Annotated in this window: 23 protein-coding genes; 10 read left to right on the top strand and 13 right to left on the bottom strand. The window is 34.8% G+C overall.

Annotated elements, in window-relative coordinates; all coding sequences use genetic code 11:
* The first annotated feature begins 28 nt into the window (after positions 1–28).
* The gene (locus tag B2745_RS09730; RefSeq protein ID WP_304065875.1) at positions 29–592 is read left to right on the top strand and encodes a YqgE/AlgH family protein; all 564 of its coding nucleotides are present in this window, start codon (positions 29–31) and stop codon (positions 590–592) included.
* Here the strand turns inward: B2745_RS09730 and purE are convergent.
* From purE to B2745_RS09710, 4 genes are read right to left on the bottom strand one after another with little or no spacing between them, the layout of a single operon-like run.
* On the bottom strand, positions 589–1,101 hold the full coding sequence (gene purE, locus B2745_RS09725) for a 5-(carboxyamino)imidazole ribonucleotide mutase (RefSeq protein ID WP_304065872.1): 513 nt from the start codon (positions 1,099–1,101) through the stop codon (positions 589–591). The genes B2745_RS09730 and purE overlap by 4 nt on opposite strands.
* The gene (locus B2745_RS09720) at positions 1,101–2,240 is read right to left on the bottom strand and encodes a 5-(carboxyamino)imidazole ribonucleotide synthase (protein WP_304065869.1); all 1,140 of its coding nucleotides are present in this window, start codon (positions 2,238–2,240) and stop codon (positions 1,101–1,103) included. Before B2745_RS09720 ends, purE begins: the two co-directional genes overlap by 1 nt.
* 33 nt (positions 2,241–2,273) lie before the next feature.
* Positions 2,274–2,756 carry an NADH-quinone oxidoreductase subunit B gene (locus tag B2745_RS09715; protein WP_026903629.1) on the bottom strand — a complete coding sequence of 161 codons (483 nt, stop codon included), beginning with the start codon at positions 2,754–2,756 and terminating at the stop codon, positions 2,274–2,276.
* Positions 2,753–3,337 carry an NADH-quinone oxidoreductase subunit A gene (locus B2745_RS09710; protein ID WP_304065866.1) on the bottom strand — a complete coding sequence of 195 codons (585 nt, stop codon included), beginning with the start codon at positions 3,335–3,337 and terminating at the stop codon, positions 2,753–2,755. Before B2745_RS09710 ends, B2745_RS09715 begins: the two co-directional genes overlap by 4 nt.
* A gap of 94 nt (positions 3,338–3,431) precedes the next feature.
* Here B2745_RS09710 and B2745_RS09705 point away from each other — a divergent pair, with 94 nt between their 5' ends.
* From B2745_RS09705 to B2745_RS09690, 4 genes are all read left to right on the top strand, one after another.
* Positions 3,432–4,631, top strand: a complete 1,200-nt coding sequence (locus B2745_RS09705) for an NAD(P)/FAD-dependent oxidoreductase (RefSeq protein ID WP_304065864.1) — start codon at positions 3,432–3,434, stop codon at positions 4,629–4,631.
* A gap of 237 nt (positions 4,632–4,868) precedes the next feature.
* The gene (locus B2745_RS09700) at positions 4,869–5,099 is read left to right on the top strand and encodes a hypothetical protein (protein ID WP_304065862.1); all 231 of its coding nucleotides are present in this window, start codon (positions 4,869–4,871) and stop codon (positions 5,097–5,099) included.
* Complete coding sequence (locus B2745_RS09695; RefSeq protein ID WP_304065860.1) at positions 5,089–5,424, top strand: type II toxin-antitoxin system PemK/MazF family toxin; 336 nt, start codon at positions 5,089–5,091, stop codon at positions 5,422–5,424. The genes B2745_RS09700 and B2745_RS09695 overlap by 11 nt, the downstream gene beginning before the upstream one ends.
* 562 nt (positions 5,425–5,986) lie before the next feature.
* A complete protein-coding gene (locus tag B2745_RS09690; protein ID WP_304065857.1) occupies positions 5,987–7,375 on the top strand; it encodes a hypothetical protein in 1,389 nt (462 codons plus the stop codon).
* Positions 7,376–7,525: 150 nt separating this feature from the next.
* On the opposite strand, the gene B2745_RS09685 is transcribed toward B2745_RS09690, so the two are convergent.
* Together B2745_RS09685 and B2745_RS09680 are read right to left on the bottom strand one after the other, a co-directional pair.
* Positions 7,526–7,999: a hypothetical protein gene (locus tag B2745_RS09685; RefSeq protein ID WP_304065854.1), complete on the bottom strand. Its 474-nt coding sequence runs from the start codon at positions 7,997–7,999 to the stop codon at positions 7,526–7,528.
* A 97-nt stretch (positions 8,000–8,096) separates the two neighbouring features.
* On the bottom strand, positions 8,097–8,789 hold the full coding sequence (locus tag B2745_RS09680) for a class I SAM-dependent methyltransferase (protein WP_304065852.1): 693 nt from the start codon (positions 8,787–8,789) through the stop codon (positions 8,097–8,099).
* Between the two features lie 57 nt (positions 8,790–8,846).
* Between B2745_RS09680 and B2745_RS09675 the strand changes: the two genes are divergently transcribed.
* Positions 8,847–9,059, top strand: coding sequence for a DUF3820 family protein (locus B2745_RS09675; RefSeq protein WP_304065850.1), 213 nt, complete (start codon positions 8,847–8,849; stop codon positions 9,057–9,059).
* Here the strand turns inward: B2745_RS09675 and B2745_RS09670 are convergent, their stop codons facing one another.
* The 6 genes from B2745_RS09670 to B2745_RS09645 all read right to left on the bottom strand — a co-directional run bounded on the left by B2745_RS09670 (position 9,060) and on the right by B2745_RS09645 (position 14,347).
* Entirely contained in the window at positions 9,060–9,266 is a 207-nt protein-coding gene (locus B2745_RS09670; protein ID WP_304065847.1) for a hypothetical protein, read from the bottom strand.
* A gap of 84 nt (positions 9,267–9,350) precedes the next feature.
* The gene (lysS, locus tag B2745_RS09665) at positions 9,351–11,069 is read right to left on the bottom strand and encodes a lysine--tRNA ligase (RefSeq protein ID WP_304065844.1); all 1,719 of its coding nucleotides are present in this window, start codon (positions 11,067–11,069) and stop codon (positions 9,351–9,353) included.
* A 105-nt stretch (positions 11,070–11,174) separates the two neighbouring features.
* The gene (locus B2745_RS09660; protein WP_026903639.1) at positions 11,175–11,369 is read right to left on the bottom strand and encodes a DUF4287 domain-containing protein; all 195 of its coding nucleotides are present in this window, start codon (positions 11,367–11,369) and stop codon (positions 11,175–11,177) included.
* 55 nt (positions 11,370–11,424) lie between these two features.
* Positions 11,425–12,717, bottom strand: coding sequence for a DEAD/DEAH box helicase (locus tag B2745_RS09655; RefSeq protein ID WP_304066327.1), 1,293 nt, complete (start codon positions 12,715–12,717; stop codon positions 11,425–11,427).
* Positions 12,718–12,834: 117 nt separating this feature from the next.
* Positions 12,835–13,467 carry a hypothetical protein gene (locus B2745_RS09650; RefSeq protein WP_304065842.1) on the bottom strand — a complete coding sequence of 211 codons (633 nt, stop codon included), beginning with the start codon at positions 13,465–13,467 and terminating at the stop codon, positions 12,835–12,837.
* A 1-nt stretch (position 13,468) separates the two neighbouring features.
* On the bottom strand, positions 13,469–14,347 hold the full coding sequence (locus B2745_RS09645) for an SDR family oxidoreductase (protein ID WP_304065839.1): 879 nt from the start codon (positions 14,345–14,347) through the stop codon (positions 13,469–13,471).
* 67 nt (positions 14,348–14,414) lie between these two features.
* Here B2745_RS09645 and B2745_RS09640 point away from each other — a divergent pair, with 67 nt between their 5' ends.
* From B2745_RS09640 to B2745_RS09625, 4 genes are all read left to right on the top strand, one after another.
* Positions 14,415–15,362 carry a Smr/MutS family protein gene (locus tag B2745_RS09640; RefSeq protein ID WP_304065836.1) on the top strand — a complete coding sequence of 316 codons (948 nt, stop codon included), beginning with the start codon at positions 14,415–14,417 and terminating at the stop codon, positions 15,360–15,362.
* Between the two features lie 49 nt (positions 15,363–15,411).
* Positions 15,412–16,491, top strand: a complete 1,080-nt coding sequence (locus tag B2745_RS09635) for a lipase family protein (protein ID WP_304065834.1) — start codon at positions 15,412–15,414, stop codon at positions 16,489–16,491.
* A 17-nt stretch (positions 16,492–16,508) separates the two neighbouring features.
* Positions 16,509–16,973 (top strand): DUF4268 domain-containing protein, encoded by a 465-nt coding sequence (locus B2745_RS09630; protein ID WP_304065831.1) that lies wholly within the window; start codon positions 16,509–16,511, stop codon positions 16,971–16,973.
* 65 nt (positions 16,974–17,038) lie between these two features.
* Positions 17,039–17,332, top strand: a complete 294-nt coding sequence (locus B2745_RS09625; protein ID WP_304065828.1) for a hypothetical protein — start codon at positions 17,039–17,041, stop codon at positions 17,330–17,332.
* A 131-nt stretch (positions 17,333–17,463) separates the two neighbouring features.
* Here B2745_RS09625 and hscA read toward each other — a convergent pair whose 3' ends face one another.
* Positions 17,464–19,302, bottom strand: coding sequence for a Fe-S protein assembly chaperone HscA (hscA, locus tag B2745_RS09620; RefSeq protein WP_304065826.1), 1,839 nt, complete (start codon positions 19,300–19,302; stop codon positions 17,464–17,466).
* Between the last annotated feature and the right edge of the window lie 15 nt (positions 19,303–19,317).

The following is a 19,317-nucleotide window of genomic DNA, read 5'->3' as shown; positions in this document are numbered from 1 at the left end:
AAATCGATACATCTTCGTTTATATAGATATGCTGAGTAAAGTTTTACCTAAAGTTGGAGATTTATTAATATCAGAGCCTTTTATGCTTGATGAAAATTTCAAGCGTTCGGTAGTTTTACTAACCGAGCGAAGCGAGGAAGGGGATATTGGCTACGTACTGAATCATAAAAGTAATTTACTGCTGAAGGATATTGTTGCAGATTGCTGGGATGCTAATTTTTTGGTTCATATTGGTGGGCCTGTAGCTAATGATACTTTAAATTTTATACATTGTTCTCCGGATAAAATCCCGGGAGGGATACCTATAGGGAAAGATTTATTTTGGGGTGGCGATTTTGAAACGCTAAAGCTCCAAATTAACAGTTATAACATTACCGAAGCTGAGATTAAGTTTTTTATGGGTTATTCTGGTTGGGATAATGGACAATTGGTAACCGAGATGAATGAAAATAGCTGGATAGTATCTGATCAATACCACCCAGCTATGATTTTTGAGTATTCTGATAAAAATATCTGGAAAGAAGCTATTTTAAATTTAGGCGTTAAATATGCCCATGTAGCTAATTTTCCTGAAAATCCGGAATGGAATTAAAACGCTGAAGGGTATCCTTCTGATTTTAAGCTTTCTGCCGATTCTTCAATTTTTGCTTTTAAATCGTTTTTGAATTTTGCTACTTGTTGCGCTAGGTTTTCATCGGCGGTAGCTAAAATTTGTGCAGCTAATATACCAGCATTTTTAGCGGCATTAAGCGCTACTGTAGCTACAGGAATACCATTTGGCATTTGTAAGATAGATAAAACAGAATCCCAGCCATCAATAGAATTGCTTGATTTTACAGGTACACCAATAACCGGAATTGTAGTGATAGAAGCCACCATACCAGGTAAATGTGCTGCACCACCAGCACCAGCAATGATAACTTTTAAGCCTCTTTCTGCTGCTTTACTTGCATACTCAAACATTCTTTCTGGTGTACGATGTGCAGAAACAACAGTTAGCTCGTAACTTACACCTAATTCTTTTAAAATAGCAGCAGCTTCTTCCATAATAGGAAGATCAGACCGGCTACCCATGATGATACCAACTTTTGGCTTATACATTATGATTTAACTTTTAATTTTTCTTTAACAAATTGTGCTTTTTCTATAGCAGCGTTTCTATCTTGATCTACAATGGTAACATGACCCATTTTACGAAAAGGTTTAGTGAAAACTTTACCATATAAATGCACATAAACACCTTCTTTTTGTAGTACTTCTTTTAAACCTTCATATTCTGCCGGGCCTTCATAACCAGCTTCGCCTAAAAGGTTGATCATAACCGCATTGGATATGCTTGCGGTACTACCCAATGGTAAATTTAAGATAGCTCTTAAATGTTGCTGAAATTGAGAAGTAACATTTCCTTCTATGGTATGGTGGCCACTGTTATGCGGACGAGGAGCTAACTCGTTCACTAAAATTTCGCCATTTTTGGTTACAAACATTTCTACTGCTAACAAGCCTACAATGTTTAGGCAATCTGCAATATCTCTGGCAATTTTATCTGCTTTCTGCTGAATTTCGAAGCTGTAGGTTGATGGGCTGATTAGAAACTCTACCAGATTAGCTTCTTTATTGAAATCCATTTCTACCAAAGGAAAAGTTTCTGTTTGGCCATTTTCATTTCTGGCAATAATAACGGCTACTTCCTTTTCAAAATCAATCCATTTTTCTACAATAGAAGGCTGCTCAAAAGCTTTGTTTAAATCAGATTCATCAACAATTTTAACAACGCCTTTACCGTCATAACCATCTTTTCTTAATTTTTGGATATAAGGAAAAGGTATTTTATCAATTAATAATTGCTCTTTATTTGCAATAAGCTGAAACTCTGATGTTGGAATATCATTTTCTTTAAAGAATTGTTTTTGCAAACCTTTATCCTGTATCAACCTGATGATTCTAGGCTGAGGAAAAACTGTAACGCCTTCTTTTTCTAAATCTTCTAAAGCCTCGATATTTACTTTTTCTATCTCTATGGTGAGTAAGTCAAGGTTTTTACCGAAGTTATATACAGTTTCATAGTCGCTGATAGAACCAACTTCAAAATAGTCGCAGATGTTTTTACATGGGGCATTTGCATCAGGATCAAGAATACTGATAGAAAGATTAAAATTAATAGCTTCCTGAATGAGCATTCGGCCTAACTGACCGCCACCTAGAATACCCAAACGGGTTTGTGTAATATTTGATTTCATTTATATATTCAAAAGCTCTGTGTTAAACAAAACTTAAATTGTGCTTAAAGATTGTGTGCTTATTTTCTTTTGTAATTCTAAAATACCACCTATTAAAGCTTCTGGCCTTGGCGGGCAGCCTTGTACATAAATATCCACCGGGATTATCCTATCCACACCTTTTACCACATGATAACCATGCTCCCAATATGGTCCTCCGCAATTAGAACAAGATCCCATAGAAATAACATACTTAGGTTCTGGCATTTGCTCGTAAAGGCGTTTTATTCTTTCGGCCATTTTAAATGTTACCGTACCAGCAATAATAATCACGTCTGCCTGGCGTGGACTAGGTCTAGGGAAAACTCCAAACCTATCTAAATCATAATTAGAAGCCATAGAGCCCATCATTTCTATGGCGCAACAGGCAATACCAAAACTTAATGGCCATAAAGATGATAGTCTTGCCCAGTTTAGCAAATCATCTAATTTGGTAACTACAACACCACCATTTTCTAATTGCTGTTCTAAGCTCATGATTTTTTAAATCTTGGGACAAATTTTGGTTTTATATTTTCTGTTTCGATGTTATTTTCCTGTACAATCGGGCCGTTTTCTAGCTGTTTATTTTTTAAGCCAGGCTGATATTTTTCCTCATTTATAGCATGATAGGCACTTAATGGAATTTTGGTGTCAACTGTTGGCAGTTTTAATACAGGTTTTATCCAATCTAAATCTTTTTTTCTCAAAACATAAACTAAGCCTAATAATAATATGCTAATGAAAATTAACATTTCAGTGAAACTTAGCCATCCCCAACGTTGGTCTTGTGCAATTAGGCTTGCATCGCTAAAAACGGTTGCCCAAGGGAATATGAAAACCATCTCTACATCAAATAATAAGAAAATAAGGGCTATAACGTAAAAACGACTGTTAAATTGAATCCATGAACTACCAATAACTTCTTCACCACATTCATAAGAGCTATTTTTTTCTGGATTTGGCTTATTTGGAGCTATGATTTTATTGGTGATAAAAGCCAACATCACAAATACAATTCCCATGATAAGGAAAATGAGAACTTTACCGAATGCCGAGATTTGGGAGTATTCTTCCATGATTTGTTACAAAAGTAAGATTATTAAGCCAAATGCTGCAAACTTAAGCAGGATATTCTTTGGTGATGCTTCATAAAAATCTCATTTTTGCTGCATGTTAGAAACTAAATACGATGCCGTTATTATTGGTGGTGGTGCTTGTGGATTAATGTGTGCCGTACAAGCGGGATATTTAGGTAAGAAAACATTAATTCTTGAGAAAAACCCACAAGTGGGAGCCAAAATATTGATTTCTGGTGGTGGCAGATGTAATTATACCAATTATTATACCTCGGCAGAAAATTTTATATCAGAGAATGAACATTTCTGCAAGTCTGCTTTATCACAATGGACAGTGGATGATACGATCAGTTTTTTTGAGACTTATGGGATAACTGGGCAAGAAAAAACCTTAGGACAACTTTTCCCTACCAGCAATAAAGCGAAAGATATTGTGGAAGTTTTTAAACAAATTTGTGATGATTTTGGACAGGATATTTACTTAAATAGCAACGTTTTAGCTATAGAAAAGCAAGATGAGCTTTTTAAAGTAAGTTTTGAAAGAAACGGAAAAACAGAAACTTTATATAGCCCCAAAGTGGTAATGGCTAGTGGTGGTTTACCTATCGCTAAAATGGGTGCTACAGATTTTTCTTTGAAAATTGCCAAACAGTTTGGGTTACAGGTAGTGCAAACTGCACCAGCTTTAGTTCCTTTAACCATTACCGGTAAAGATGCAGATTGGTTTGCTCATTTATCCGGCAATAGTATACCTGCGATTGTGAGTAATGATGAAATAAGCTTTGAGGAGAATATTTTATTTACGCATTGGGGTTTAAGTGGACCTGCTATTTTGCAAATATCTTCTTATTGGCGACCGGGCCAAAGTATTGTGATTGATTTATTACCACATCAGAATATCATAGAATTGATAGAGCAGGAGCGGAGCGTGAATGGTAAAAAAATATTAGCTAACTATTTGACTTTATTTTATACCCGTAAATTTGTTGACGCTTTAAGCGATATTATACCTACTCATAAGAATCTAGCCTCTTTAACAAAAGATGATTTTATCACCATCAACGAATTTATCCATCATTTTAAAGTTAAACCGGCAGGAGATAAGGGTTACGATAAAGCTGAGGTCATGCGTGGTGGTGTAGCTACAGATGAGTTATCTTCTAAAACTTTAGAAGCTAAAAAATTACCCGGTTTATATTTTGGAGGCGAGTGTGTGGATGTTACCGGATGGTTAGGAGGTTATAATTTCCAGTGGGCTTGGGCTAGTGGTTATGTAATTGCGCAGAGTATTTAGTTTGTTAGGTGGTTAGTTGGTTAGGTTTTAGTTGGTTAGGTTTTAGTTGGTTAGGTTTTAGGTGGTTAGTTGGTTAGTCCCGATAGTTATCGGGAGTTAGTTTGTTAGTTGGTTAGGTTTTAGTTGGTTGGTTTCAAGACTTGACTTATTCATCATCAAATACCTAATAAGTTAAATTTTCAAAATTATTGTCTAAAGATATTCTTGGTATATACCAAAAATATATACTTTTGTAGTATGAAAGTATTATCACTAAAATTAGATGATGAAATCTTCAATGAGGCTGAGGAGATTACTCATGAGTTACACATAGCTAGAAATCGTTACATCAACGAGGCTGTTAGAATTTATAATCTTGTTCATAGAAAGAGATTATTGAAGAAACAACTTGCTAAAGAATCTGCATTAACAAGTAAAGAATCTTTGGATATTCTTCATGAATTTGAAAGCTTGCTAGATGAAAATTAAACAATTCGACATTTGGTTAGCAGATCTTAATCCAAGTAGGGGAACAGAGCCTGGCACAATAAGACCGGTAGTGGTTATTCAAACTGATTTATTGAATGAGATTCATCCATCTACCATTATTTGTCCTATCACTACCAATGTACAGCAAGATATACAAATATTGAGGGTTCATCTAAAGGAAAATCAACTGGATAAATTAAGTGATATCTTGGTAGACCAAATCCGGGCGATTGACAACAAAAGGCTCATAAACAGACTAGGAGAATTAACTCCAAATCAACAAGAAAAGCTGAAAGCTAACCTAAGAATTGTGCTTGATATTTAGCTAGTATCTTTGTACCATCTCCGCTAGTTGTTCGCAAAAATGGGGTGTTTTGCAAAGGTGATGTGAACAACTAGCGAACACCTGTAGATGAGCTTTACAGCTGATAAGTTTTTAAATAGTACCATTCTTTTGCTTTTAAAAACTGTAAGTTATTAAATTAATTTATCACTCATACTCCTTTTTTAAATGTTAAAGTGATATTTTAATAGCTAGTCTGCTTTTATTATAACGAAATCAATATCTTTATCTCTAAAGTTAAATCTGCTTTTTGAATTTGTGTTATGGATTTTAATGTATTTGGCTTTAATAAATTAGTTAATTGATATCCGTAAGACCAACAATTCTTAAAATTGGTAAATAAAGTTTATCACATTCATAACTGAAAGTAAAAAAACAAGCAAGGATAAATTTTAAAGCTATTGTTTAAACAAGAATAAATTCCGAAGATACATTTACGGTTAGTCAAATGTTGGGTTATCAAGTATCAATATTTGGGATAAAATCTTCACTTTCACCAAGCCCAAAAACATTATATTTATGAGTCAATATTCACTTAACCAATATGAAAAAGTTGTTTTTATTATTTCTGTTGACATTTTTCTGCTTTTGCTCTTATGCTCAAGAGAATCTTAGTTTTATATGCCCTTCAAATTCTAATCAAACCATAGCGTATTTTGGAGCAGTAAAAAATGGTAAGGCAAATGGATATGGTGAAGGAATTGTGAAATATTTGGGTAAACCTGGGGGTTCTTATAAAGGATACTGGAAAGATAATTATTTTCATGGGCAAGGAACTTTTGACTATGGACATATCAATGCACCAAAAGGGGATAAATACGTAGGAGAATGGGCGTATGGAAAATTCCATGGAAAAGGAACTTACTATTACCAAATAGGGGATAAGTATGAAGGTGAGTGGGTAAATGGCCAAAAAACGGGAAAGGGAACCTATTTCTTTATTAGCGGAAATAAATATGAAGGGGAGTGGCAAAATAGTTATCGGACTGGATATGGTAAATTTACCTACGCTAATGGAAAAGTTGAGGAAGGTCTATTTGATAAGAATAAATTTATAGGAAACCATTCTAAGGTGGCATCGGTTCCATTGAACAATCAAAATAAAACTTCTCCAATTGCAGTTGCAAGTAAATCGGTTGGAAAGCTTGTTCTTAATGTTGGTATATATGAAGGTGAATTACAAAATGGTAAAGCGAACGGAAAGGGAAAAATGGTTTATAATGATGGTAGGATATTAGAAGGGGTTTTTCAAAACAATTCACCAAATGGAAATGGAAAAATGATAGATTCTTCTGGTAAATTAATTTATGAAGGAGATTATTTGGATGGAAAGCCAAACGGGAAAGGAAAACTTTGGTATCAGAACGGAGATTATTATGAGGGCGATTTTGTCATGAACGTTAAACAAGGAAAAGGAGTTTATACCTTTAAAAATGGTGAAGTTTATGAGGGCGATTATGACAATAATACCATGCATGGCAATGGTAAAATGAAATATAGAAATAATATGATTTATGTAGGTCAATTCAAAAATGGATTGGAAAATGGATTTGGTACCATTACTACATCTCGTGATGTTTATAAAAGTGAATTCCAAAATGGGAAGTGTATAGGTAAAGGCACTATTTCTTATAAAAATGGAAATAGGTTTGAAGGAAAACTTGTCTCGTTAGTTGTAGGAGGAGTTCCTGTACCGTTAAATGGCATAACTTTTTACCCTAATGGAGATTTTTTTGAAGGAGAACATAGTCTTTTTGGAGAGTTTAAAGGTACTCTTTATTACAAATCTTCAGGGAAAAAATACGTAGGTGAAGTGGATCATGGATTACCAAACGGAAAGGGAATTATGTATGATAAATCTGGTGAAATTTTAAATAATGGTTGTTGGAAGAAAGGTGTTTTTGACGCTCTAGATAAAAGCTGTGGATTATAAACATTCTAAATTGCCAGAGATTTTTACATCAAATAAGGTAGAGACTTTTAATATTCATTAAAATTTAACGGGACGCAAACGTCCCATACATAAACTTAAGTTTCATGTTTGCTCTAGATGACTTATCGATAAGCTTTATGATGTTTGTTTTTAAACCCTAACCAACTCTTTTTCTCCTTTTACATCCTCTAAGCTGATCGTATCAATAAGTTCGTTTTCTAAAACTTTTACCCAAGTTTTTAGATAGAAAATAACATCTGCTTTTTGGTTGTGCTTCAAATATTTTCTATCTGCTGGTAACTGACGTAAGATTTTTGGGTCTGATAATTTTTCTAGATGTGCTAAATCTGATCTGGTAAAGCCAAAAGCCACCATTTCATCAATAATATGGTCTATGGGTAAGCCACTGGTAGGGCAATAGTCTATGAGCTGTTCGTTCCAGTCGCCATGTCTGCTACGCATTGCAGATTTATGAATTTCGGCTTTGTCTCTATTGGTAATTACTTGAGCCAAATTACCACAGTTGCAGCTCCCCATGTGTCCCCACTGGTATGCAGCGCCTTTTTCTAGGTTTTCAACCGTTTTCAGCAGCGCTTGAATTACAGAAATTGATGCCTTTGCCATTTTTTATGTTTTGAGTATTTTTTCTTTTAAACTAAATGTTTAATATAAAGTCTTTAACATTTAGACTTGCTTTTTTGTTCTTTAAAAATATAAATTATCATGATTTTAAACTCAACCTTGCTAAATACTGGTCGCTACCATCGTCAAATAAAACTTCCATTTGGTAGCCGCATTTGGTAGCAATTTCTTCCATTACATCTCGGGCAACGTAAATCCAGGTAAACCAATCTCCCTTTTTGCCTTTGTACTCGTATTGGTAGTCAATCTCGCCGTAATAACCGTCGTCTTCGTATTTTTTACTTTCGTACAGATACAAAACATCTGATGAATCAAACAAAATTTGTCCATTTGGTTTTAATAGTTTTTTAGCATGATGTAAAAATCGCTCAATCTCATCCAGATATTGGCAAAAACCAATACCATTCATCATTAACAATAAAGTATCATATTGCTCATCCTGATAATCAAAAATATTGGTATTGATGATTTTTTGAACGCCTCTTTTTTGCATTACCTCTACTGCACCGGGTGATATTTCTAAAGCTGTAACATCAAAACCTCGTTTTTGTAAAATAAGGGATATAGCGCCAGCACCTGCGCCAACATCCAGCACTTTACCTTTGCATTGCCTAAGGGCGAAAGCTTCTAAATCGGTAATTTCATAGGCTTTACGGAAGAAAACTTCGGCAGGCATTTCTTCTGCCTCGGCGTAATTGTTGTGTAACCAAATGGTAGAAGTTTTTCCTTTAGCGAGGTAATCTTTCAAAAAATCGCCATAAACATCATTCATAAGCACAAAGGTAAAATCTATTCCTCATGTTCGGTATTAAATTGCTTAATTTGAGCTATGAACCCCGAGATACTGTTAGATTTAGTTAAAGTGCGTATGCCTTTTGGTAAATATAAAGATCGCATTTTGTGCGATTTACCTGTAAGTTATCTAGAATGGATGTATAGCAAAGGTTGGCCAGCTGGTAAATTGGGGCAACAGCTAGCCACCATTTACGAGATTAAAATTAATGGCTTAGAGTATTTATTAAAGCCTTTGAGGAATAGATGATTATTTTTCACTAAGGTGATCTATATCGCGGTCTTCTAAAAACCTGCCTTTAGCGATGATATCATCATCGTCCCAAATTTTAGAGAAAAAAGCTTTTTCTGATTGTATCCTCTTTAAAAGTGCATGTATAAAAGATAAATCGAACTCTTGTTTGTTGAGTTTAATCAGGTATTCCTGTTCTGTGATTTCTAAAACTGAGCTTTGCATAATTTTTTATCTTAATTTTTCCTAAAATAAAAAAGGCCGAATAACTTATCGTTAACCGGCCTTTAAGCTTTTGTTAAGTTTGGCTTATTTAAACCACTCCATAACTTCCTCTTTTTGAGGCATGGTTAAATCTAGTTTTAGCTTTTTACGCATCCCGCCTAAATCATTAAATACTTTATTAGGGTTGGCTGCTTTTAAATCTTCTACAGTATTGATGCCCATTTTACGGATAACCTGTACCCAAGCTGCCGGAACGCCTGCTTTAACAAAATCCTCATCGGTGGTTACTTTGGCTTTTTTCTCTGGGCGCATTTGCGGGAAAAATAATACTTCTTGGATAGATGATTGGTTGGTCATTAACATCACCAAACGGTCTATACCAATACCCAAACCTGCTGTTGGAGGCATACCATATTCTAAAGCTCTAATGAAGTCATCATCCATAGCCATAGCTTCGTCATCACCACGAGCGGCTAAAGTTAATTGATCTTCAAAACGCTCTTTTTGATCAATGGCATCGTTCAACTCAGAATAAGCATTAGCAATTTCTTTACCTTGTACAAATAACTCAAAACGCTCTACCAAACCTTCCGTAGTACGGTGTTTTTTAGCTAGAGGCGTCATTTCAATAGGGTAATCTGTAATGAAAGTAGGTTGGATTAAGTTATGTTCTACTTTTTCGCCAAAAATAGCATCCACTAATTTACCTTTACCCATACTGGCATCAACTTCAATATTTAAGCTTTTGCAAGTTTCTATCAATTGCTGCTCGTTCATCTGAGAAACATCTATACCTGTATATTTCTTAATAGCATCATACATAGAAAGTTTTTCATAAGGGCCAGCAAAATCAATTTCATCTTGACCTACTTTAATGGTGGTTTTACCATGTATAGCAGTGGTAACTTTTTCTAAACATTCTTCTACCATGCCCATCATCCAGATATAGTCTTTATAGGCTACATAAATTTCCATGGAGGTGAACTCTGGGTTATGAGTACGGTCCATACCTTCATTTCTGAACATCTTACCAAACTCGTAAACACCATCAAAGCCAGCAACAATTAACCTTTTTAGGTAAAGCTCGTTAGCAATACGTAAGAAAAGCGGCATGTCTAAAGTATTGTGGTAAGTGTTAAATGGTCTTGCAGCGGCACCACCATGTATGGCCTGTAAAATAGGTGTTTCTACTTCCATCCAACCTTGCGAATCAAAATAATTACGCATGGTACTGATGACTTTAGAACGTGTTTTGAAAATTTCTTTAAACTCCGGGTTAACCGTTAAATCCACATAACGCATACGGTAACGCATCTCAGGGTCGGTAAAGCCATCATAAACATGGCCATCATCATCGCGTTTAACAATAGGCAATGGTTTTAAAGATTTACTTAAAACCTTAAATTCTGTTACATGTATAGAAATTTCTCCGGTTTGTGTAGTAAAAACAAAACCATTAACACCAATATAATCACCAATATCTAAAAGCTTTTTAAATACGGTATTGTATAAGGTTTTATCTTCTCCGGGGCAAATATCATCTCTTCTGATGTAAGCTTGAATTCGGCCTGTAGCATCTTGTAATTCTACAAAAGAAGCGTTTCCCATAATTCTACGGGTCATGATTCTGCCAGCTAAGCTGATATTTTTATAAGAAGTTTTATCTCTTTCGTAATTTGAAGTAATATCTAAAGCATTTGCATTAATCTCAAATGCCTCTGCAGGATAGGGATTGATACCTAAATTTCTTAGTTCTTGTAAAGACTGGCGTCTTTGTATTTCCTGTTCTGAAAGTATACTCATTAATTTGAAAATTTCGGACAAAAATAAGCTTTTCTTTGTTTATTTATAGTCTAAATACAACACCGAAAAGCCTATTGTTTTAATGAGTAAGAAATATGGGATAAATTATGAGTTCCCTTTTGCTTTTTGAGCTATCAATTCGGCCAATAGAGGGTTTAACTGATGTTTCGTGATTAAGAAGTTAATGATTTCCTCACAATCTGGTTTACCACTTTTTCTAATAGTTTCTATCCAATACTCTAAAGGATGACCGGTATTTTCTTCAATAGCGGTCATCAAAGTTTCTGTTGTTGGGTTCATAGCCAGTGTTTATAAAAACTTACAGCTATAATTTTGCCAAAAAATGCAGACTTAACTAATTGGTTTCTTTTCTTTTTCTAAAGAACTTCTTTTTAGCAGTTGGAGCAGCATGATTTTTAACATTTCCTTGTGCAGACTTATGTGAAGTAGATACGTTACTTCTTCCAGATTTACCACTTTTTTTAGCACTTGGTGTAGCAGTAAACTTAGTCATCGGGAAGGGGTTTTCTTCTGCTTTAGGAATGGTTTTCCCTATAATTTTTTGGATATCCTGTAAAAACTCTTTTTCATCTATTTCACAAAAAGAAAAAGCTGTACCGTTTGCTCCGGCTCTACCTGTTCTACCTATACGGTGTACATAAGTTTCTGGGATATTCGGGATTTCGTAATTGACCACATAAGCTAAATCATCCACATCTATACCTCTTGCAGCAATATCTGTAGCCACTAGTACTCTTATTTTGTGAGATTTAAATTCTTCTAAAGCCCTTTGTCTGGCATTTTGAGATTTATTACCATGTATGGCAGCAGCTTTAATACCATGGTTAAGCAGCATTTTTACTACTTTATCTGCCCCATGTTTGGTTTTGGTAAATACCAAAGCGGTTTTAATGTTTTTATCTTCTAAGATATGGATTAACAATTTATTTTTGTTATCCCGATCTACCATATACACAAACTGGTTAATGGTATCTGCGGTAGAAGATTCTGGCGTTACTTCAACTTTTACTGGGTCTTTTAATATTTCTGATGCTAGTTTCTGAATAACAGGAGGCATGGTAGCAGAGAAAAATAAAGATTGCCTTTTTACCGGTAAAGCTGCTATCAGCTTTTTAACATCATGAATAAAGCCCATATCTAGCATACGGTCTGCCTCGTCTAAAACAAATAAACTAATGCTTTTTAGGCTGATATAGCGCTGATTCATCAAATCTAACAACCTACCTGGGGTAGCAATTAAGATATCTACACCTTTAGCTAAAGCATCCGTTTGTGCTTTTTGCCCAACACCGCCAAAAATAACAGCGTATTTTAAAGGCGTATTTTTACCATAAGCAGCAAAGCTATCTGCAATTTGTATAGCCAATTCTCTGGTTGGAGTTACAATTAAAGCTCTAATAGCTCTTATACCTTTAGCTTGTTGGTGCGATGAGTTATGCAACAATTGGATAATAGGTATGGCAAAGGCGGCAGTTTTACCTGTACCTGTTTGTGCGCAACCTAATAAATCATTTCCGTCTAAAACTAATGGAATTGCTTGTGCCTGAATAGGAGTGGGTTTGGTATAGCCTTCTGTTTGTAAGGCTTTTTTTATCGGATTTATTAAATCCAATTCATCAAATGAAATCATAAATGGGGTTAAGGCAAAATCCCATTATTGATATCAAAATAGGCAAACCTTCTTTTTAAATTTTTACAAAGGTGCTTATAATTTCTGGGATTGTTGCTTTTGATGACGATGTTGTTACTTATGAGGTATGCTTACTTGCTCATTATCAGCTAATAAGCCTTTAACTAAAGATTTCCATTGGAAGTAAGAAAAACCCAAAAAAGAGGCTAAAGCAACCAATATGTTTCTGATTTTTCCTGCTAAACTATGTACAAACGTATTGGGTGTTTCATTTCTACCATGTACCAAAGCGGTAATTTTAGTGCCTTTACGCAGTACAGAAAAGGTAGAACTTGCCTCGGCATCAAAAAAATGAGCAGTTTCTGTATCAAAAGGAGGGTGAGCAGGCTTTACCAGCATAGAAAATATTTGTTCATCTTGCTGCTGGTTATTTTCTTCTTTTATTTCTTTTACCTGTACCCAATCATAACCCTTTCCTCTGTCTAAACCAGGGAAAGGGATGTTAATTTGAAAATAATCGCCTAAAGTAACTTGACGCTTTACTTCAATGCCGTTTTTATCACGTAAAGTAAACTTAGTTTCTAGATGTTGGGTAACTAAATGCCAGTGGTTTACATCTTTTAAGCGATTTACAGCTACATCATAAAACTGAATAGCTTCTTCTAAACCAGATAAAGTAATACTTTCTTTAATGTCAGTGGCTATACCTTTTTGTTGTTTAGGTATAATTTCTTTGTGATTTTCCATATTAGCCATTTACTACTTCACCACCATTTGGATGCATCATTTGTCCAGAGATATAAGATGATTCATCAGAAGCTAAAAAAACATAGCAATAAGCTACTTCATTGGGTTGCCCCGGACGTTTCATAGGCACATTCGAGCCAAATTTAGAAACCTTTTCGGCATCAAATGTTGCTGGGATTAAAGGTGTCCAAATGGGACCTGGTGCTACACCATTCACACGAATTCCTTTTTCTACTAAAGACATAGATAACGAGCGGGTAAAAGCTACAATAGCACCTTTTGTTGAGGAATAATCTAATAATTGCGGATTACCTTTATAAGCCGTTACTGATGCTGTATTGATGATAGAAGAGCCTTCTTTAAGATGGGCTAGTGCCGCTTTTACAATATAAAATTGAGAGAAAATATTGGTTCTGAAAGTTTGTTCTAGTTGCGATGAGCTTATATCCTCGATACTTTCTTGCGGGAATTGTACAGCAGCATTATTCACCAAAATATCAATTTTACCAAATTTTTCTATGGTTTTATCAATAATCAATTGACAGTGTTTTTCTTCAGAAATATCGCCTGCAATTAATAAACAGGCGGTACCATATTCTTCAACTTCTTTTTTGGTGAGTTCTGCATCATCAAATTCATTTAAGAAGGAAATAACTACATGGGCGCCTTCTTTAGCGTAGGCAACGGCAACTGCTCGTCCTATACCACTATCTCCACCGGTTATAATAGCAACTTTTCCATTTAAACGTTTTCCGGTTTGTATAATACTCTCAAATTCTGGTTTCGGATTCATTTCCGATTCAATACCTGGTTGCTGGTCTTGTTCCTGTGCTGGTAATGTTTGTTCGTTTTTCATAGCGTGATGTTTTTCTGTAATCATGCTATTTTTGTACCAAACCTGTTCTTTAGGCAGATATTAAACTTATATTGTACAAAAATTAGAAAAGATGAATTTTAAGCTGGGCGAATTTGTAAGATTTGTTGATGAAAATAGAGAAGGTTATATCACCAAAATTATTGATGAGCAGTTGGTAGGTGTAACAGGCGAAGATGATTTTGAGATTCCTGTTTTAGTTACACATATCACCCGTGTTCATGGGCGTCAGTATCAAGATGTTGAAGATTTAACTAGCAATGCGACTCAGCAAACTGTGGTGGATAATTTTGTTAAAAGAGGTATTCATTTAGCGGTTATCCCGGATGCTAATAAAGGTTCTATAGTGCATTTTTATGTTATCAATGAAACTTCTTTTCAGCTTTTAGTGGCTATACAAACAGATAAAAATAATAAAATAAAAGGCGAGTTTGCAGGTTTGATAGAATCTCATCAAAATAAAAAAGTTTATGCCGCAGCTTTGCCAGAATTAGATATTTGGCCTACTTTACATATTCAAGTTTTAACTTACGCTACGCTGGATGTTAAATCTTTGGAGCCTTTAAACACGAGTTTTAAATTTAAGGCTAAGGATTTTTCTGGCGCTAAAGTAAATGTGCCACAAATAAAGCAAAATGGTTGGTTGTTAAGGATTGATGAAGACGAGCTTAAAATAGATGTTAACAAATTAAAAGAAAGCTTTTTTAAACCTAGCACAGAAAAAATAGCCTTAGAAAGGCCAGCCAAAGAACTTGACTTGCATATAGAAAAGTTGAGAGACGACCATCAGTTTTTAAATAAAAACGAGATTTTAACCATTCAACAAGACATCTTTACAAAGAGTTTAGATGCTGCAATAGCACATAAATATCCTCAAATGATTTTTATCCATGGGGTAGGCAACGGTGTTTTAAGAGATTTTATTCACAAAACGGTAAGTAAGCATCCGCAAGTAAAAACCTTTATGGATGCTCAAAGGGAAAAGTTTGGCTATGGTGCTACTCAAGTTATTTTTAAATAAAATAAACCAAATAATAGGGTTATACGTATTTTGAGTTAAACATTTAAAGATGAAAAATATATTTACGCTTGTTTTTTTTATCCTTTTCGGATTTTCTTCTTTTGCGCAGTTAAAACCAGGTTTCATGGTTGATGAATATTTGGAAATGTTAAGCGTTTCCAGAGGACATATAGATACTATTATTCCGGGGGATAAAACCCCGGCATCAACACGGTTTAAAAAATCGTATCGCTCTAAAGAAGTGGGGCTTTTAAATAGATGGGAGTTATGGGAAGATGCCACAACTGCTGTGATTAGTATAAGAGGTACAACTGCTGATTTACCTAGCTGGATGGAAAATTTCTACGCCGCTATGGTACCCGCTACAGGAAGTATAAAATTAGAAAATAGCTTTACTTTTAATTATCAATTAGCTAAAAGCGAAGAAGCCAAAGTTCATGTAGGTTGGTTGCTAGGTTTGGCTTATTTACAAAGAGATATTTTACCAAAACTAGATTCTTTAGATAAAGTAGGGAAACATCAAATTTTGATTATGGGGCATAGCCAAGGCGCTGCTTTGTCTTATTTGTTGCGTTCTCATTTACATTATTTACAACAGCAGGGTAAACTTAACAAAGCTTTCCAATTTAAGACTTTTTGTAGTGCGCCACCTAAACCAGGTAATTTATATTATGCTTATGATTTTGAAGCAATAAATTATGGTGGCTGGGCTTTTTCTGTTATCAATACGGTCGATTGGGTGCCTGAAACGCCATTTTCTATACAAACGTTAAGAGATTTTAATCCAACCAATCCTTTTGTTAATCTGGATAAAGCTTTAAAAAAACAGCCTTTATTGGTACGCTTATATGCTAAAAGATTATTCAATAGGATTGATAAAAGTACCAGCAAAGCACAACAAAGATTTGAGCATTATATGGGCACTCAGGTTTTTAAAATTTTGAAAAAGACTTTCCCCGAAATGGAGGAGCCAAAATACGAGTCTTCTAATGCTTATACCAGAGTAGGTACGCCTATTGTTTTAACGCCAGATGAAAAGTACTTAAAAGAGCGCCCTTTAAAAGATGGTAAAGTTTTTTCTCATCATACCTATTGGGCCTATTATCAACTGGCTTTAAATTTAAAATAAGCTATTTTTGTGCCTTCATGTATACAAGAGAAGAAGCCTCAAGAATAAAGGAAGAATTTTGGACTAGCTTTGGTAAATACTTAGCACCGCAACCATCTATTTTTGGCACTAAAGTAAATTGGGTTAACTATAAAACCGGAGTAAAGGATATTTATTTTAGGATGCAAGCTGATAAAAGAAAAGCATCTATTTGTATCGCTATAACCCATACAGATTTAGGTCTTCAAGAAATATTTTTTGAACAATTTCAAGAATTTAAGTTGCTATTGGAGCAAGCCTGCGGAGAGGAATGGAATTGGCAATTACATACTCAAGATGATTATGGCAGAGCCATATCTCGTATTGGTTTAGAGCTCAATCAAGTAAATGTTTTTAATAAACAAGATTGGCCGGCTATCATTTCTTTTTTAAAACCCCGTTTGATAGCACTTGATGATTTTTGGTATGATGTTAAAGATAATTTTGTTGAGCTAAGCAGATAAATTAGGCTATTTCTTTTCTGGCATCATTTATGGTTTACACATGATGAACTAAAATTAAGATCATTATGGATAAGTTGAAAAAATTTGCATTGATGGAGAAGATCTCACATGAGCTAGAAGATCTTAAAAATAGCCAAATAGCTGTTTTAAATAAGATGGCAAAGATTGAGATTGATAACATGGAGCTTAACAATAAAAAGCTTGAAGATAAATTACCCGATATGCACCAAAGTGCAGCCGATATGGTTGATAGTATTCAAGAAATATTAAGCGATTTCGATAATATTAAATCTTCTTACGAAAGCAAAAATAATATAGAAGCGCTAAAAGAACAAGAATTAGTGCAGCGTATAAAGTAGAAAGTGCAAAGTTAAAAGTATAAAGTACAGAGTATAAAGTATAAAGACTCCTAAAAGTAGGATATTTTGGAGTATAATTGAATTGAAGTTAAGTAAACAAAAAGGGCCGTTCTTGAACGGCCCTTTTTATTTTATATATTTTTACCTTTCATGGCTTGTGCAATGGCTTGGTCCATCAATCTTTCAGCAAAGGGTCTAGTATATTCATTTAAAATATCAATGTTATTTAAGATAGTGTCTTTATCTGCTTTGCCTAAACTTTCTTTTAAAGCTTCAATAAGTTTTTGGGTTTCAGCAATTTCTGCTTCGTTTAGGTAAGCGCTGTTTTTAGCTATAAATCTTTCTGCGGTGTAAACCATTTGTTCGCCTTCAGTTCTGGCTTCTATAACCATACGCTGGGCAACATCATCTTTTGCATGGGTTACAGAATCTAAAAGCATTTTTTCTACTTCTTCATCTTTTAAACCATAAGTTGGTACTACATCAATTTCTTGTTTTATACCAGATCTTAACTCAACAGCTTGTATTTTTAGGATACCATCTGCGTTAAGTAAAAAATTAATATCAACTTTCGGGAAACCAGCAGGCATTGCCGGGATACCTTTTAAATCAAACTCAGCAAGTTTTCTGTTCTCTTTTACCAAATCTCTTTCGCCTTGGTAAACCGATATTTTCATGTTTACCTGCCCGTCTATAGAAGTAGTATACTGTCTGCCAGCTTTGGTAGGTACTTTAGAGTTACGCGGAATGATAACATCCATTAAACCTCCCATGGTTTCAATCCCTAAAGAAAGTGGTGTTACATCTAATAATAAAATATCTTTTCTATTGCCAGCTAAAACATCAGCTTGTATAGCAGCACCTAAGGCTACTACTTCATCTGGGTTGATGCTATCGTTAACAGGTTTATTAAAGAAAGCAGCAACTTTTTGTTTAACCAAAGCCGTTCTGGTAGAACCGCCAACCATCACTACTTCATCAATATCGGTAATACTGAGGCCTGCATCCTGTAAAGCATTTTGGCAAGCTTTAATAGTTAAATCAACCTTATCGGTAATTAAGTTTTCAAAAGTATGTTTGTCTATAGCACAAGCTATATCTCCAATTTTTTCGTTAAATAAGTTTTGATGACTTAAAGCTTTTTTAGCTTCCTCTGCTTTTAATCGCAAGGCTTGCATAGGAATAGCATCTCCAGCAAGATTATTTTGTGTTACCCAATAATCTATAATGGCTCGGTCAAAATCATCGCCACCTAAAAAAGTATCTCCATGAGTAGCTAGTACTTCAAAAATGCCGTTTTGTATTTTAAGTATCGATACATCAAAAGTTCCTCCACCAAGGTCATAAACGGCAATGGTTTTAGATTCATCAGGGTTTAACCCGATACCATAAGCCAAAGAAGCTGCTGTAGGTTCGTTCACAATACGTAAAACATCTAAACCTGCTAGCTTACCAGCATCTCTGGTTGCTTGCCTTTGCGAATCGTTAAAATAAGCTGGAACTGTTATAACTGCTCTGGTAACTTTTGTTTTAAGGCTGTGCTCTGCTCTTTCTTTTAATTCTTTTAAGATGAGTGATGAAAGCTCAATAGGAGTATAAAATTGTTCGCCAACTTTAATTTTAACTAAAGACTCATCGTTATCATCATCAATCACTTTATAGGAAAAATAATCCTCGTGTTTTTGGATGTCTTTATAAGAGCGTCCTAGAAGTCTTTTAACAGAAAATATAGTGTTTTGCGGATCGCTAATTAAATATGCTTTAGCATCGTTACCTACAATGGTTTGGTTATTTTGGAAGTGTACAATAGAAGGAACCAAAACACCCCTGCCCATATCATTAATAACTTGTGCATTTCCATCAGGATTGATAAAAGCCACCAAAGAGTTAGTGGTACCTAAATCTATTCCTACAATAATATCCTCTTTTTGTAAAGAACCTGTTGCCAGGTTAATTGAAACTTTAGCCATAATTAATTAACAGGC

Origin of the sequence: Pedobacter glucosidilyticus (assembly GCF_002483235.1) — a bacterium.
In the GTDB taxonomy this organism is placed as follows: Bacteria; Bacteroidota; Bacteroidia; order Sphingobacteriales; family Sphingobacteriaceae; genus Pseudopedobacter; species Pseudopedobacter glucosidilyticum_B.
This window is presented reverse-complemented; position numbering and strand designations above follow the sequence as displayed.